The organism is Delftia sp. S65, from assembly GCF_016516495.1.
GTDB classification, from domain to species: Bacteria; Pseudomonadota; Gammaproteobacteria; order Burkholderiales; family Burkholderiaceae_C; genus Comamonas; species Comamonas acidovorans.
The window spans coordinates 1-14,329 of record NZ_JACVUR010000031.1 but is presented as its reverse complement, the minus strand read 5'-3'; the positions used below and the strand labels follow the sequence as shown (position 1 = coordinate 14,329).

The window sequence follows — 14,329 nt, the reverse complement described above, 5'->3', positions numbered from 1 at the left end:
TGCATCTTGGCGGAGAGGGAGGGATTCGAACCCTCGGTACGTTCGCACGTACGCCTGATTTCGAGTCAGGTACAATCGACCACTCTGCCACCTCTCCGCAGCGTCGAAGCTGAAATTATAGCCTAAAAATTCAGGCTTTCAGCAAAGTCTGTCCACCCATGTACGGGCGCAGCGCCTCGGGGATGGTCACCGAGCCGTCGGCGTTCTGGTAGTTCTCCAGCACAGCCACCAGCGTGCGGCCCACGGCCAGGCCGGAACCGTTGAGCGTGTGCACCAGCTCGTTCTTGCCCTGGGCATTCTTGAAGCGCGCCTGCAGGCGGCGCGCCTGGAAGGCCTCGCAGTTGGAGACCGAGCTGATCTCGCGGTAGGTGTTCTGCGCAGGCAGCCAGACTTCCAGGTCATAGGTCTTGGCTGCGCCAAAGCCCATGTCGCCCGTGCACAGGCTCATCACGCGGTAGGGCAAGCCCAGCTTCTGCAGCACGGCCTCGGCGTGGCCCGTCATTTCTTCCAGCGCCTCGTAGCTCTTTTCCGGATGCACGATCTGCACCATCTCGACCTTGTCGAACTGGTGCTGGCGGATCATGCCGCGCGTGTCGCGGCCGTAGCTGCCGGCCTCGGAACGGAAGCAGGGGCTGTGGGCCGTGAGCTTGATGGGCAGCTGGTCCTCGGCCACGACCACGTCGCGCACGAAGTTGGTCAGCGGCACCTCGGCCGTGGGAATCAGGTAGAGCGCCGCGTTGTCGGGCACGGGCTCGCCGTCCTGGCCGCCCTTCTTGGCGGCGAACAGGTCGCCCTCGAACTTGGGCAACTGGCCCGTTCCCTTGAGCGAGTCGGCATTGACGGCGTAGGGCACATAGCACTCGGTGTAGCCATGCGAGTCGGTCTGCAGGTCGATCATGAACTGCGCCAGGGCGCGGTGCAGGCGGGCGATGGGGCCCTTCATCACGGTGAAGCGCGAGCCCGACAGCTTGACGCCCATGTCGAAGTCCAGCCCCAGCGGCTGGCCCACGTCCACATGGTCCTTGACCTCGAAATCAAAGGTCTTGGGCGTGCCCCAGCGGCGCGCCTCCACATTGCCGCTTTCGTCCGCACCGACGGGCACGCTGTCGTGCGGCAGGTTGGGCACGGCCAGCAGCATGGTCTGCAGCTCGCCCTGGATCTGCTCCAGGCGCGTGGCCGACTGGTCCAGCTCGGTCTTGAGGCTGCCGACTTCGGCCTTGGCGGCCTCGGCAGCGTCCTTCTCGCCCTTGCCCATCAGCATGCCGATCTGCTTGGACAGCTGGTTGCGCTTGGACTGCAGCTCCTCGGTCCGTGTCTGCAGGGACTTGCGCTCTGCTTCCAGGGACTGGAAGGCCTCCACATTCAGGAAGGCCTGGGGCTTTTTGCGGGTCTCCAGCCGTGCGACGGCCGAGTCAAGGTCTTTGCGAAGAAGAAGGATATCGAGCATAGCCGGCAATTTTAGGCGGTATCGCCATGGCAGCGCCCGCCCCTGGGCGTTGGGGGTCTTGCCACTACAGAAATCCCGCACCAGCGCCGATACTTCCGATATGCCGCCCACAGCGGTTTGCGCACCCGGGAGCACCCATGTTTTTTGTCTTCGGTCCCAACGGACAGATGTTTCGCGGTCCCGCCGAGCGGCTGGGCCAGGTGGCGCCCGTGCGCCGCGTACAACGCCCGCAGGCCCTGCGCACGCGCTCGGCCGATGTGATGGCGGGCGACGCCGCCGCCTCGTTCCCCGCCATCCTGGCCGACCTCGCGGGCCAGCCTGCCGCCGCGCCGGAGCCCGCGCCGCGGCTGCGCGGAGCGGTCGATGCCTACCTTTCCACGGAAAAAGGCCCCAGCCAGCCACGCCAGCCCCTGCAGACCGTGGCCGACGTGATGAGCCACGAGGCCGTGACGGTATCGCCCGAGGCCGGTGTCAACGACGCCTGGCGCGTGCTGGCCGAGCACGGCGTGGCCCAGGCGCCCGTGCTGGATGCCGGTGGCCGCGTGGTCGGGCTGCTGCTGCGTGCCGACATGGCGCCGCTGGACCTGCTGCCCGAGCCCGGTGCGATCAAGGACGCCATTGCCCTGGCGCGCCGGCCCGTGAACGAGGTCATGATCTCCCCCATTCCCACGGTGGCCACCACCACCGACCTGCGCCGCGTGGCCGGCGTGCTGCTGGAGACCGGCCTGCCGGGCCTGCCCGTGACCGATGAGCAGGGCCTGCTGGCCGGCTTCATCAGCCGCACCGACATCCTGCGCGCCGTGGCCTCCGATCCGCCGCTGGATCTGTGGAGCTGAGGCTTTCGGCCCCACCATGCAAAACGGGCGCCAGGCGCCCGTTTGCTTTTTGGCCAATGTCCGCTGCGCCTGCGGTTCAGCCGCCCGTCTCGGGCTGCTTGCCCACGGAGATCTCCAGCCCCGTGGCCGCGTCGATCTTCAGGCCCTTGGGCAGCGGGAACTTGACCGTCTCCTCGATGCCATCCATCTTGCGCACCGACAGCGCGCCCAGCTGGCGCAGGCGCTGGATGACCTCGTCCACCAGCACCTCGGGCGCCGAGGCCCCAGCCGTCAGGCCCACGCGCCCGGCATTGGCAAACCATTCCTCGCACAGCTCGCCCGCGTTGTCCACCATGTAGGCGGGCGTTCCCAGGCGCGCGGCCAGCTCGCGCAGGCGGTTGCTGTTGGAGCTGGTGGGGCTGCCCACCACGATGAGCACATCCACCTGCGGCGCCAGCACCTTGACGGCGTCCTGGCGGTTTTGCGTGGCATAGCAGATGTCCTGCTGCTTGGGCTCACGCACCTGCGGAAAGCGGGCGCGGATGGCCGCCGTGATGCCGGCGGCATCGTCCACCGACAGCGTGGTCTGCGTGACCACGGCCAGCTTCTCGGTCTGGCGGGGGGTGACACGGGCCACATCGGCCTCGTCCTCGACCAGGTGGATGCCCTCGGACAGCTGGCCCATGGTGCCCTCGACCTCGGGATGCCCCTTGTGGCCGATCATCAGGAACTCGTAGCCTTCCTTGGCGAGCTTGGCCACTTCCACATGCACCTTGGTCACCAGCGGACAGGTGGCGTCGAAGATGGAGAAACCGCGCCTGCGCGCCTCTTCCTGCACCGCCCGGCTCACGCCGTGGGCGCTGAACACCAGGGTGGAGCCGGGCGGCACGTCGTCCAGCTCCTCGATGAAGATCGCTCCCTTGGCCTTGAGATCGTTGACCACGAAGGTGTTGTGCACGATCTCGTGGCGCACGTAGATGGGCGCGCCGAACTTGGCCAGCGCACGCTCCACGATCTCGATGGCGCGGTCCACGCCGGCACAGAAGCCCCGGGGCTCGGCCAGCAGGATTTCCTGGGGCGAGGTCGAGTCCAGCACCTCAGAGCACCCCGATGATCTGCACTTCGAACGTCACCGGCTGGCCCGCCAGCGGGTGGTTGAAGTCGAACAGCACGGCGCCGTCCTCGCGCACCTGCACCACGGCACCCGCGTAGCTGCCCAGGCCGTCGGGCGTGGGGAACTGCACCACGTCGCCGGGCGCGTACTGCTCGTGCGGGTCGCCCAGCTCGTTCATCAGCTTGCGCGCCACCCACTGCATCATGTCGCCGTTGCGCTCGCCAAAGGCTTCGCCGGCCGGCATCTCGAACGTGGTGCGCGTGCCTTCGGCCAGGCCCAGCAGGCGCTGCTCGACGGCGGGCGACAGCTCGCCCGCGCCCAGGGACAGCGTGGCGGGCTTGTCGTTGAAGGTGTTGATCACATCGCCTGCAGGCCCGGACAGGCGGTAGTGCAGCGTGAGGAACGAGCCGGTCTGGACCGTGGGGAGGGCCGAGGAAGAAGCGCTAGAGGTCATGGAAGTCCCGATAAACTGGCCCGTATTGTAGAAAAACATCCATGCCCCCACGCCCCGTGCAACGGTGTCCCTGCGGCGCCCCCCACCTGGCTGAACCATGGCTCTCAAAGACCTGCCCGCCCAGGCCCAGCCGCGCGAAAAGCTCGCGGCGCGCGGCCCCTCGGCGCTTTCCGATATCGAACTGCTGGCCATCGTGCTGCGCACCGGCATGGCCGGCAAGGGCGTGCTGCAGCTGGCCCAGGAACTGCTGCAGCTGCCCGGCCGGGCCGGCCTGTCCGGGCTGCTGCAGGCCGGGCACGCGGACCTGAAGGCCATCAAGGGGCTGGGGCCTTCCAAGTGCGCGCAACTCCTGGCCGTGCTCGAACTGGCGCGCCGCGCCATGGCAGAGCAACTGCGCGAGCGCCCGGCCCTGGCCTCGCCCGAGGCCGTGGCGCGCTACCTGCAGCTGCACCTGGCGGCGCGCCAGCATGAGGTGTTCGCCGTGCTGTTCCTGGACGGCCAGAACCGGCTGATCGCGCTGGAAGAAATGTTCCGGGGCACGCTCACGCGCACCAGCGTCTACCCCCGGGAGGTGGTGCTGCGCGCCCTGCACCACCATGCGGGCGCCGTCATCCTGGCCCACAACCATCCCAGCGGACAGGTCCAGGCCAGCGCTGCCGACAAGGCCGTCACGCAGGGACTTCAGGCCGCCCTGGGCTTGGTGGACATCCAGGTGCTGGACCATGTGATCGTGGCGCCCGGTGCCTCGCTGTCCATGGCCAGCGAGGGGCTGATGTAGGCAGACTCTGTAAAATGAGAAAAATTCTCATTTGCAAAACCGCTGCACCATGCCCTCCCCGTCCACCGCCGACCCGGTGCACACGCTCTACGTCGCCCACCATGACTGGCTGCACGGCTGGCTGCGGCGCAAGCTGGGCAATTCCCACCAGGCCGAGGACCTGGCGCACGACACCTTCGAGCGCGTGGTGGCGTCCCGGCAGGCCCATGCCATCCAGGAGCCGCGCGCCTACCTGACCACGCTGGCGCAGCGGGTGCTCTACAACTTCTGGCGCAGGCGCGAACTGGAGCAGGCCTGGCTCGATGCGCTGGCCACGCTGCCCGAGGAAGTGGCGCCCTCCCCCGAGGACTACGCCCTGGTGCGCGAAGCCATCGAGGCCCTGGACCAATGGCTGGACGGCCTGCCCCCGAAGGTACGGCAGGCCTTCTTGCTGCGCCGGCTCGACGGCCTCAAGCATGCCGAGATCGCCGAGGCCATGGGCGTGTCCATTGCCACGGTGGAGCGCTACATGAAGCAGGCCCTGGTGCACCTGTACCTGTCGCCGCAGGCATCCCACGGCTGATCACCTGCATGGATGCCGCCACCGATCAGGCCATCGACTGGCTGGTGCGCCTGGACTCGGGCCACGCCAGCGATGACGACCGCCGCGCCTTCGCCCACTGGCTGCGCCAGTCACCCGGCCATGCCCAGGCCTGGGCCATGGTGCAGCAACGCCTGTCCACCGGGGTGGAGCCCGCCCTTGTGCAGTTGCGCCGGCAGGGCGGGGGCACGGCGTCCCTGGGCCTGCAGGCGCTGGTGGCACCCATCCCGAAGGCCGCGCGCAGGCGCGGCCTGTTGCGCGGTGGGTTGGCCGCCCTGCTGGCCAGCACCGCCACGGCCTGGCTGGTGCACCGGCAAACACCGCTGACCACGCTGGCCGCCGACCTGCGCACGGGCACCGGCCAGCGCAGCCACCACCGGCTGCCGGACGGCAGCGAGATCGAACTGGACGCGCGCTCGGCCGCCGACATTGCCTACAGCGACACCCGCCGCCTGGTGCGCCTGCGCGAAGGCGCGCTGCTGGCGCAGGTGGCTGCCAGCGCGCCGGGCCAGCCCCTGCGCCCGTTTGTCGTGCAAAGCGCCCAGGGCACGGCCCAGGCGCTGGGCACGCGCTTCATGGTGCGCCAGGCCGAAGGCAGCACCCTGGTGCATGTGCTGGAGCACAGCGTGCTGCTCACCAGCCTGAACGGCCGGCAGCACCGGCTGCAGGAGGGCCGCAGCGCCTGGATCGACGCCGACGGCATCCGCACGCAGGACACCGCCCACCTGGCCCCGGCCGCCTGGGCCGACGGCGTCATCGACGTGCGCGACCAGCCGCTGGGTGACGTGATCGACGCGCTGCGGCCCTACCAGGCCGGCATCATCCGCATCAGTCCCGAGGCCGGGCGCCTGCGGATCTTCGGCGTGTTCCAGCTGGCCCGGCCCGACCAGGTGCTGCAGGACCTGGTGGACACCCATCCCGTCAGCGTGCGCCGCTGGGGGGACTGGCTCACGGTGATCGACGTGCGAGACCGGCCCGCTTGATTCTTTTTTTGCGCCGCGTGAGGGGTTTTGCCGCCCTTGTCGCACATACGGAATGAAAGCCCTTCATTTCCACCGCAACGACAAGGACCTCCGACTCCATGGCCTCCGCACGCCGCCCTCTCCGTATCCCGCAGCCTGGCAGCACGCCCGCACACCGCAGGCCGAGCCCGCCCTCGCTGCTGCTGCCCGTGGCCGCCGCGCTGGCCTGGTCGCTGTCCGCACCGCCGCAGGCCTGGGCACAGCCGGCGGCGGCCAGCACATCGCAGGCAGCCGCCACGCTGGAATGGGACCTGCCCGCCGGCGCGCTGGACGACTCGCTGGCGCGCATCGCCCGCCAGGCCCAGCGCAGCATCAGCGCCGACCCGGCCCTGCTGGCCGGCAAGCGCGCGCCCGCCATCCGGGGCAGCTACAGCGTGGAGCAGGCCGCCCAACTGGCGCTGGGCGACAGCGGGCTGCGGCTGGCACGCACGCCCCAGGGCACGCTCACGGTGCTGGCCTCCGTCGCCTCGCCCGCGGCGTCAACGGCCACGGCAGCGCCGGGCCGCGCCCAGGACCATGCGCTGGCCGAGGTCAAGGTGGTCGCCCAGGCCGACCGGGCAGGCACGACCGAAGGCACGGGCAGCTACACGGCGCGCGGCCCCAGCGGCGTGGCCACGGGCCTGGCGCTGAGCGTGCGCGACACGCCGCAGTCGGTCAGCGTGATGACCCAGCAGCGCATGGAGGACGAAAACCTCACCAGCATCAGCGACGTGCTGGCGCGCGTGCCGGGCATCTCCACCTCGGCGCTGGGCACCGAGCGCAGCAACGCCAATGCGCGCGGCTACCCCATCACCAACTACCAGCTCGACGGCGTCAGCACGCACACAGAATTCCTGGGCCTGGACGCCCTGCCCACGCAAAGCATTGCCGACATGGCGCTGTACGACCGCATCGAGGTGCTGCGCGGCGCCTCGGGCCTGACCACGGGCGCGGGCGATCCGTCCGGCATCGTCAACATGGTGCGCAAGAAGCCCACGGCGCAGTTCCAGGGCTCGGCCGAGGCCAGCGTGGGCTCCTGGGGCAACCGGCGCGGCGTGCTGGACCTGTCCTCGCCGCTCAACGCCTCGGGCAGCGTGCGCGGCCGCCTGGTCGCCGTGCACCAGGAGGGCGACAGCCACATCGACTTCTACAGCAAGAAAAAGGACGTGCTCTATGGCGTGATCGAGGCCGACCTCACCTCCACGCTCAAGCTCACCGCCGGGCTGGACCACCAGCGCGGCCGCTCGCGCGGCTCCATGGCCTACCTGGGCTTTCCGCTGTTCAGCAGTGATGGGCGGCAGACCGACTTCCCCGTCTCCTTCAACCCGGCCAGCCGCGACAACCGCTTCAACACCGACTCCACCAGCGCCTTCGTCACGCTGGAGCAGGCGCTGGCCAACCGGTGGCAGCTCAAGCTCTCGGCCAACTACCTGCGCTCCAACCAGCGCGAAGACGCGGTCTACCTGGCCGTCAACAACAGCCTGTTCGACCGGGAGACCGGCGATGGCCTGTCGCTCAACGCCGAGCGGCGCGACTACCGGCTGCGCAACAAATCCGTGGACATCAACCTGCGCGGCCCCTTCAACCTGGGCGGGCGCGAGCACGAGGCGGTGCTGGGCTTCGACTACACCGACTTCCAGAGCCTGACCGACGGCAGCTTCGACATCACGGGCCTGCGCAACAAGCCCGTCAACATCTACCAGTGGGACAGCAGCGGCAGCCCGGTGTTCGGCGACCGCTTCGTGGTCTTCGACAGCACGCGCCGCCAGACCAGCCTGTACGGCGCCGGCCGCTTCGCGCTGGCCGACGACCTCAAGCTCATCGTGGGCGGCAAGCTGTTCAACTACGACAGCGACTACCGCACCGACACCACGGACGGATACCACCAGACCTCGCCCTCGTCCGAACGCCGCGTGTTCACGCCCTACGCAGGCCTGGTCTACACGCTGAACCCGCAGCACACCCTGTACGCCAGCTTTGCCACCATCTACAGCCCGCAGACCTCGCGCGACCGCAACGGCTCCTTCCTGGACCCGCAGGAAGGCAACACCTACGAGGCCGGCATCAAGAGCGAATTCCTGGACGGGCGCCTGGCCACCAGCGCCGCCGTCTACATCATCCGCCAGGACAACCTGGCCGAGTCAGATCCCGGCCAGTTCATCCCGGGCACCACCACCACCGCCTCGCGCGCCATCAAGGGCGCCAAGACGCGGGGCCTGGACCTGGAAGTCAACGGCGCCATCAACCGCCAATGGTCGATTGCCGCCTCATACAACTTCAGCGCCTCCGAAGACGCCACGGGCCAGCGCATCAACACCACCTTCCCGCGCCAGATGGCCCGCCTGTGGACCACCTACCGCATGCCCGGCGAATGGCGCCGCCTCACCCTGGGCGGTGGCGTCAACTGGAGCAGCGGCATCGAGTACAGCGGCGAAGCCTGGCAGGTCGGCAAGCAGGTCAGCGCGCGCCAGGCCTCCTACGCCGTGGCCGGGCTCATGGCCCGCTATGACGTGAGCGACCAGCTGTCGCTGACGCTGAACGTCAACAACCTGTTCGACCGCAAGTACATCGCGGCCATGTCCGGCTGGTGGTACTCGGGCATGTACGGGGCGCCGCGCAACGTCCAGGTCAGCGCCCGCTATCGCTTCTAGAGCCACCAGGCCTTGAGAGGGCGCCATGGCCGCCGGGGTGCCGAAATTGCGGTACAACCGGCGTCACCATGACTTTGAAAGCCACCAGCCTGCAGGACCTCGCGCCAGTGCGCCGCGCACTGGCCGAAGCCGCCGCCCAAGAGGCCCTGCTCCAGCAGCAGCGCGCCGAGGCGGCGCGCCGCCTCCTGGCCGAGCAAAAGCTGTTCGAAAACACCGTGGGCCCGGTGCATGCGCTCAAGTCCGCGCACGCCCGCCACCTCCACGCTCCCGAGCCCCCCGAGCCGCTGCCCCTGCAGCTGGAGCTGGACGAGCAGCGCGTGCTGCAGGAGGCCATGAGCGACGAGTTCGACGTCAGCACCCTGCTGGACACCGACGACCAGCTCAGCTTCCGGCGCCCCGGCATCGGCCTGGACGTGACGCACAAGCTGCGCGCCGGCCAGTGGAGCATCCAGCGCCAGCTGGACCTGCACGGTCTGCGCGTGGACGAGGCGCGCGAGGCGCTGGGCCAGTTCATCCGCCTGTCCCACCGCACCGGCATACGCTGCGTGCGCGTGGTGCACGGCAAGGGCCTGGGCTCGCCGGGCAAGACCCCCGTGCTCAAGGGCCGCGTGCTGCGCTGGCTGGTGCAGAAAAAGGAAGTGCTGGCCTTTGTGCAGGCCCGCCCGGCCGAAGGTGGCGCGGGCGCCCTGGTCGTCCTGCTGCAGCCGGGCAAGCGCCAGCTGTACTGAGGGCGTGGATGGCGTGAACGGTGATGGGGCTCAGGCCGCGGCCACCGCCGCCGCCTTGCGCGCCCGCCCTATCACCAGCGCCATCACCGCCGCCACCAGGCAGGCCAGGCCGGCCGCATACAGCGCGGGCGTATAGGTCAGCAGCAGGGTGCGCGTCAGGCCCGCGCCCCAGGCAGCGGTGGCCGCGCCCAGCTGGTGGGCCGCGAAGATCCAGCCGAACACCAGCCCCACCTTCTGCGGCCCGAAATGCTGGGCCGTGAGCTTGACCGTGGGCGGCACCGTGGCGATCCAGTCCAGCCCGTAGAACATGGCGAACAGGCCCAGGCCGTAGAAGGTGAACTCCGAATGCGGCAGCCAGAACAGCGACAGGCCGCGCAGCCCGTAGTACCAGAACAGCAGCTTGCGGTTGTCGTAGCGGTCCGACAGCCAGCCCGACAGCACGGTGCCCACGAAGTCGAAGGCCCCCATCATGGCCAGCACCGACGCGGCGGGCACCGCGCCCATGCCGTTGTCGCCGCACAGCGAGATGAAGTGCGTCTGCACCAGGCCGTTGGTGGACAGGCCGCAGATGAAGAAGGTGCCCGCCAGCAGCCAGAAGGTGCGGTTGCGCGCGGCCTCGGCCAGCACCTTGAAGGGCGTGCCGAAGTTCATGGCCATGGCCGGCGGCGGCGGGGCCGAGGCATCGCCGCCAAAGGGCACCAGGCCCAGGTCCGAAGGCCGGTCCCGCACGAACAGCAGGGCCAGCACCGCGATCAGGGCGCTGGCCACGAACACCGGCACCGTGGCCGAGCGCCAGCCCCAGTGCTCGATCATCCAGGCGGCCAGCGGCAGGAAGGCCAGCTGCCCCGTGGCCGCACTGGCCGTGAGCACGCCGATGACCAGGCCGCGCCGCGCCGCAAACCAGCGGTTGGCCACCACGGCGCCCAGCACCAGCGCCGTCAGGCCCGTGCCCATGCCCAGCAGCAGGCTCCACAGCAAAAACAGATGCCACAGCTGCGTGGCCTGCGTCACCATCGCCATGGCGCCGCCCACCAGGGCCAGGCCCATGCACATCACGGCACGCAGGCCGAAGCGCTCCATCATCACGGCCGCAAACGGCCCCAGCAGGCCGAACAGCGCAAAGCGCAGCGCCAGGCTGCTCGATATCTGCTCCGTACTCCAGCCGAACTCGCGCGACAGCGGCTGCAGCATGGCGCCCGGCAGGCCCAGCGCCGCCGACATGGTCAGCATGGTGAGGAAAGTGATGGCCGCGACCAGCCAGCCGTAGTGGATGCCGCGCCGCTGCAGCCAGCGCGCCGTGGAGTTGGAGAGCATGGGAGTCTCTTCGGGGGTTGGGAATTCGGTAGGGCCTATGCCTGCGGGCCGTCTGCAGCGTTGCCGTCGCCAGCAACAGCGCCAGCGCCATCGGCATTGCCGCCATCGAGCAGCACCAGGCATTCGTCGATCAGCGCATGCAGAGCCGCCACGCGCTCCAGGCCCACGCGGGCGTTGAGCTCGTTCTGTGCGGTCTTCCAGCTTTGCTTGGCCTCTTCGCGCTTGGCCTGGCCCGCGTCGGTGATGTGCACCAGGCGGCTGCGCTGGTCCTCGCCCTGGCCCATGCGCACCCAGCCGGCGTCCATCAGCGGCTTGAGGTTGCGCGTCAGCGTCGAGGCGTCCATGCGCATGCGCCGCGCCAGGTCCGAGGGCCGCACCGGACCGGCGGCCAGCACATGGCTTAGCAGCGAGTACTGCGTGATGCGCAGCCCCGTCTCGTTCAGATGGGCGTCATACACCTGGCCCACGCTGCGCATGAGCTGGCGCACGCGGTGGTTGGTGCAGCCCTGGGGCACGGCGAGGATGTCTGGATTCACTGGCATGGCGCAGATTATTGCATATACAACTGTTGTAGATACAATAATATCCACACCGCCATCCCAGACAGCCTGGCGCCCGCACTTTTCCCAATGAAAGAGAGACATTCCATGGACACCCGCACCCACTCCCCGGAGCAGGCCGCCCACAGCCTCACCTCTGGCGCCACCTCCAGCCCCACCTCCGGCGCCATCTCCCCTGCCCTGCAAGCCTGGCTGGACGAGGAACAGGCGGTCACCCTCCGGCTGGACGCCGGCCCCGGCGCAGGCGTATCGCGCCCCGACCAGGTCGCAGGCCGCAGCGGGCTGGAGCTGATGCAGGCCATGCTGCGCGGCGAACTGCCCTACCCGCCCATTGCACGCACGCTGGACTTCATGCTGATTTCCGTGGGCGAAGGCAGCGCCGTCTTCCAGGGCCGCCCCGGCGCCAACCACCTCAACCCCATGGGCACGGTGCACGGCGGCTGGTTCGCCACCTTGCTGGACTCGGCGCTGGGCTGCGCCGTCCACACCTGCATGCCGCCGGGCCGGGGCTACACCACGGCCGAGCTGGGCGTGAACCTGGTCAAGGCCCTGACCCCGCGCGTGCCGCGCGTGCGCGCCGAAGGCCGCGTGCTGCACTGCGGCCGCCAGCTGGCCACGGCCGAGGCGCGCCTGGTCGGCCCCGATGGCACGCTCTACGCCCACGCCACCACCACCTGCCTGGTCTTCGAGCTGCCGCCTGCGCGCTGAAGTCCGTTCGGCACAAGCAAAAAAGCCCCGTGCCAGATGCACGGGGCTTTTTTGTTGCTTGCCTGCCGGAACTTACTTCGACAGATCCAGGCGGTACTTGGACGTGCCCTTGCCCGAGCCGTCATCGGCCGCCACCAGCGAGATGTTGGCCAGGCCCGCCGCCTGCGCCACCGGCAGCGCGTTGGCGCCGGAGCTGAACACCACGTTGGCCGAGGTGGCCACCTTGGTGAAGCGCCAGCTCTTGGCCGCGCCATTGGCAGCGCGCGTGATGCTGCCGTTCTTGCGCACGTAGCCGATCACCACGTCGCGGTTGGCGTCCGGCGAGGCCCAGATGGCGCTGGAGCCGTCGAGCTTGGCGATGAAGCTCTTGCCGCTGGTGGCGCGGTAGTTGTTCGTGGCGATCACGAACTCCTGCGCCGGGTCGATGGCCTTGCCCAGGTACTGCAGGTTCCTGATGCGGCTGCCCACGGGCTGGGTCACGTCGATCTCGTACTGCACATCGGCCGTGGTGAACATGTCGAAGTTGTAGCCCGGGAAGGTGCTGATCAGCTGCTGCTCACCCGTCTTGGCCGGATCGATCTGGTTGAAGCGCTTGGCAGCGGCCTCCAGCCAGTCCTTGATGTCGGCGCCATTCACCTTCACCGCATACACGGTGTTGGGGTACAGGTACAGGTCGGCCGCGTTGTAGATGGCCAGCGGGCCCACGGCCACGTCGGTGTAGTCGGCGCCGCCCTGGAAGCCCGACTTGAACGGCGCGCTCACCGACAGCACGGGCAGCTGCGCGTACTGCGGCAGGCTGGCCTTCACATAGTCGGCCACATAGTCGCGCTGCGCCTGGTTGACGATCTGGATGGCGCCCGGGTCGCCCACATCGGCGAACAGCGTGCTCATGCGGAAATCCGTGCTGCCGATGGGCGTCTTCACGTACTGGATGGCGGCCTGGTGCTGGCTCTCGATCAGCGGCGCCACCGTCGGGTCCAAGGCCACATAGGTGGCCTTGCCTGCGGCGTCCTTGCCGGTCTGGATATTGCGCAGCTCGCTCTTGCCCGCGCTCTTGTCCACGCTCCACTGCTTGCCGTCCCACTTGAGCGCCAGCTGGATCACGCCCAGCGCCTTGCCCCAGGAACTGGCCATCACCGACTGCACGCCGTTGATGGTGCCCGCCTTGTTGTCCACGCCCGCCTGCGTGAACGCCGGCGTGGCCGCCGCATCGGGGAACACGCTGTGCTGGTGGCCCATGACCATGGCGTCGATGCCGGCCACCTTGCTCAGGTGCAGGCCGGGGTTCTCCATCGTCGGCGAGTAGGCCGCGCCGTCCAGGCCGCCGTGCAGCATGGCCACCACCACGTCGGCGCCCTTGGCGCGCATCTCGGGCAGGTACTTCTGGGCGGACTCCACGGCGCCTTCGGTGTAGAGCTTGCCTTCCAGATAGCGCTTGTCCCAGTTCATGATGCCCGGCGTGGTGAAGCCGATCACGCCGATCTTGATGGGCAGCTCCACCGCCTTGCCATCCTTGTCCTTGGCCGCGATCTTGCGCTCCAGAATCACGTAGGGCTGCACCAGCGGCTGCTTGGTCTTGCTGCTGTAGACATTCGACAGCGCCATGGGAAAGCCATTGCCCGCGCACTTGAGCGCCTTGTCCACGCCGTCCACGTCCAGGCCGCCACCCAGCACCTGGTTCAGGAAGGGCAGGCCGTAGTTGAACTCATGGTTGCCCAGCGTGCCCGCATCAAAGCCCAGAGCGCCCATGGCCTTGTACATGGACAGCTGCTGCGTGCAGGGGATCTTGGCCACCTCGGCCTCGTAATCGGCCAGGGCCGTGCCCTGGATGGTGTCGCCGTTGTCCACCAGCAGCGTATTGGCAAACTCCTTGCGCGCCGCACGCACCAGCGTGGCCGTGCGCTCGAAGCCGTAGGAGGCATCCTCGGCCAGCTTGAAATAGTCATAGCTGCGCACATTGAAGTGCAGATCCGTGGTCTCCAGCACGGCCAGCGTGGCCGTCGCGGGCTGGCTGGCCACCGGGGGCGTCGTGCTGTCGTTGCTGTCGCTGCCACCGCAGGCGGCCACCAGCGCGGCGCTGGCCAGGACGCTCAGCGCCAGGCGGCGGGACAGGAGCAGGGATTGCAATGTGGGGAGGTTGCTCAGCGGCATGTGGTTTTTGTGGGGGTGGTGAAGGGGG

13 protein-coding genes and 1 tRNA gene are annotated in these 14,329 nt (G+C 68.9%); 7 read left to right on the top strand and 7 right to left on the bottom strand.

Annotation, left to right across the window (positions count from 1 at the left end):
- Positions 1-7 precede the first annotated feature (7 nt).
- Both IAE24_RS21300 and serS read right to left on the bottom strand, forming a co-directional pair.
- Positions 8-97 (bottom strand) — tRNA-Ser (locus IAE24_RS21300).
- A gap of 33 nt (positions 98-130) precedes the next feature.
- Positions 131-1,447 carry a serine--tRNA ligase gene (gene serS, locus IAE24_RS21295; RefSeq protein WP_012203833.1) on the bottom strand — a complete coding sequence of 439 codons (1,317 nt, stop codon included), beginning with the start codon at positions 1,445-1,447 and terminating at the stop codon, positions 131-133.
- A gap of 137 nt (positions 1,448-1,584) precedes the next feature.
- Between serS and IAE24_RS21290 the strand changes: the two genes are divergently transcribed.
- Entirely contained in the window at positions 1,585-2,283 is a 699-nt protein-coding gene (locus tag IAE24_RS21290) for a CBS domain-containing protein (RefSeq protein WP_012203832.1), read from the top strand.
- Between the two features lie 76 nt (positions 2,284-2,359).
- On the opposite strand, the gene ispH is transcribed toward IAE24_RS21290, so the two are convergent.
- Together ispH and IAE24_RS21280 are read right to left on the bottom strand one after the other, a co-directional pair.
- A complete protein-coding gene (ispH, locus tag IAE24_RS21285) occupies positions 2,360-3,358 on the bottom strand; it encodes a 4-hydroxy-3-methylbut-2-enyl diphosphate reductase (RefSeq protein WP_012203831.1) in 999 nt (332 codons plus the stop codon).
- 1 nt (position 3,359) lies between these two features.
- Entirely contained in the window at positions 3,360-3,830 is a 471-nt protein-coding gene (locus IAE24_RS21280; RefSeq protein WP_012203830.1) for an FKBP-type peptidyl-prolyl cis-trans isomerase, read from the bottom strand.
- Positions 3,831-3,927: 97 nt separating this feature from the next.
- On the opposite strand from IAE24_RS21280, the gene radC reads away from it, so the two are divergent.
- The 5 genes from radC (at position 3,928) to IAE24_RS21255 (ending at position 9,568) form a co-directional block, all read left to right on the top strand.
- Positions 3,928-4,608 (top strand): RadC family protein, encoded by a 681-nt coding sequence (gene radC / locus IAE24_RS21275; RefSeq protein WP_199958916.1) that lies wholly within the window; start codon positions 3,928-3,930, stop codon positions 4,606-4,608.
- Positions 4,609-4,657: 49 nt separating this feature from the next.
- Positions 4,658-5,170: a sigma-70 family RNA polymerase sigma factor gene (locus IAE24_RS21270; RefSeq protein ID WP_013803856.1), complete on the top strand. Its 513-nt coding sequence runs from the start codon at positions 4,658-4,660 to the stop codon at positions 5,168-5,170.
- Positions 5,171-5,178: 8 nt separating this feature from the next.
- Positions 5,179-6,171: a FecR family protein gene (locus IAE24_RS21265; protein ID WP_199958914.1), complete on the top strand. Its 993-nt coding sequence runs from the start codon at positions 5,179-5,181 to the stop codon at positions 6,169-6,171.
- A gap of 98 nt (positions 6,172-6,269) precedes the next feature.
- Complete coding sequence (locus IAE24_RS21260; RefSeq protein WP_199958912.1) at positions 6,270-8,840, top strand: TonB-dependent siderophore receptor; 2,571 nt, start codon at positions 6,270-6,272, stop codon at positions 8,838-8,840.
- Between the two features lie 68 nt (positions 8,841-8,908).
- Positions 8,909-9,568: a Smr/MutS family protein gene (locus tag IAE24_RS21255; RefSeq protein WP_013803859.1), complete on the top strand. Its 660-nt coding sequence runs from the start codon at positions 8,909-8,911 to the stop codon at positions 9,566-9,568.
- Positions 9,569-9,598: 30 nt separating this feature from the next.
- Here the strand turns inward: IAE24_RS21255 and IAE24_RS21250 are convergent, their stop codons facing one another.
- On the bottom strand, positions 9,599-10,882 hold the full coding sequence (locus tag IAE24_RS21250; protein ID WP_043824820.1) for an MFS transporter: 1,284 nt from the start codon (positions 10,880-10,882) through the stop codon (positions 9,599-9,601).
- A gap of 35 nt (positions 10,883-10,917) precedes the next feature.
- On the bottom strand, positions 10,918-11,424 hold the full coding sequence (locus IAE24_RS21245; RefSeq protein WP_199958909.1) for a MarR family winged helix-turn-helix transcriptional regulator: 507 nt from the start codon (positions 11,422-11,424) through the stop codon (positions 10,918-10,920).
- A 105-nt stretch (positions 11,425-11,529) separates the two neighbouring features.
- Here IAE24_RS21245 and IAE24_RS21240 point away from each other — a divergent pair, with 105 nt between their 5' ends.
- The gene (locus tag IAE24_RS21240) at positions 11,530-12,150 is read left to right on the top strand and encodes a PaaI family thioesterase (protein ID WP_199958907.1); all 621 of its coding nucleotides are present in this window, start codon (positions 11,530-11,532) and stop codon (positions 12,148-12,150) included.
- Positions 12,151-12,222: 72 nt separating this feature from the next.
- Here IAE24_RS21240 and IAE24_RS21235 read toward each other — a convergent pair whose 3' ends face one another.
- Positions 12,223-14,301, bottom strand: a complete 2,079-nt coding sequence (locus IAE24_RS21235; protein ID WP_199958905.1) for a bifunctional 2',3'-cyclic-nucleotide 2'-phosphodiesterase/3'-nucleotidase — start codon at positions 14,299-14,301, stop codon at positions 12,223-12,225.
- Positions 14,302-14,329: the final 28 nt, after the last annotated feature.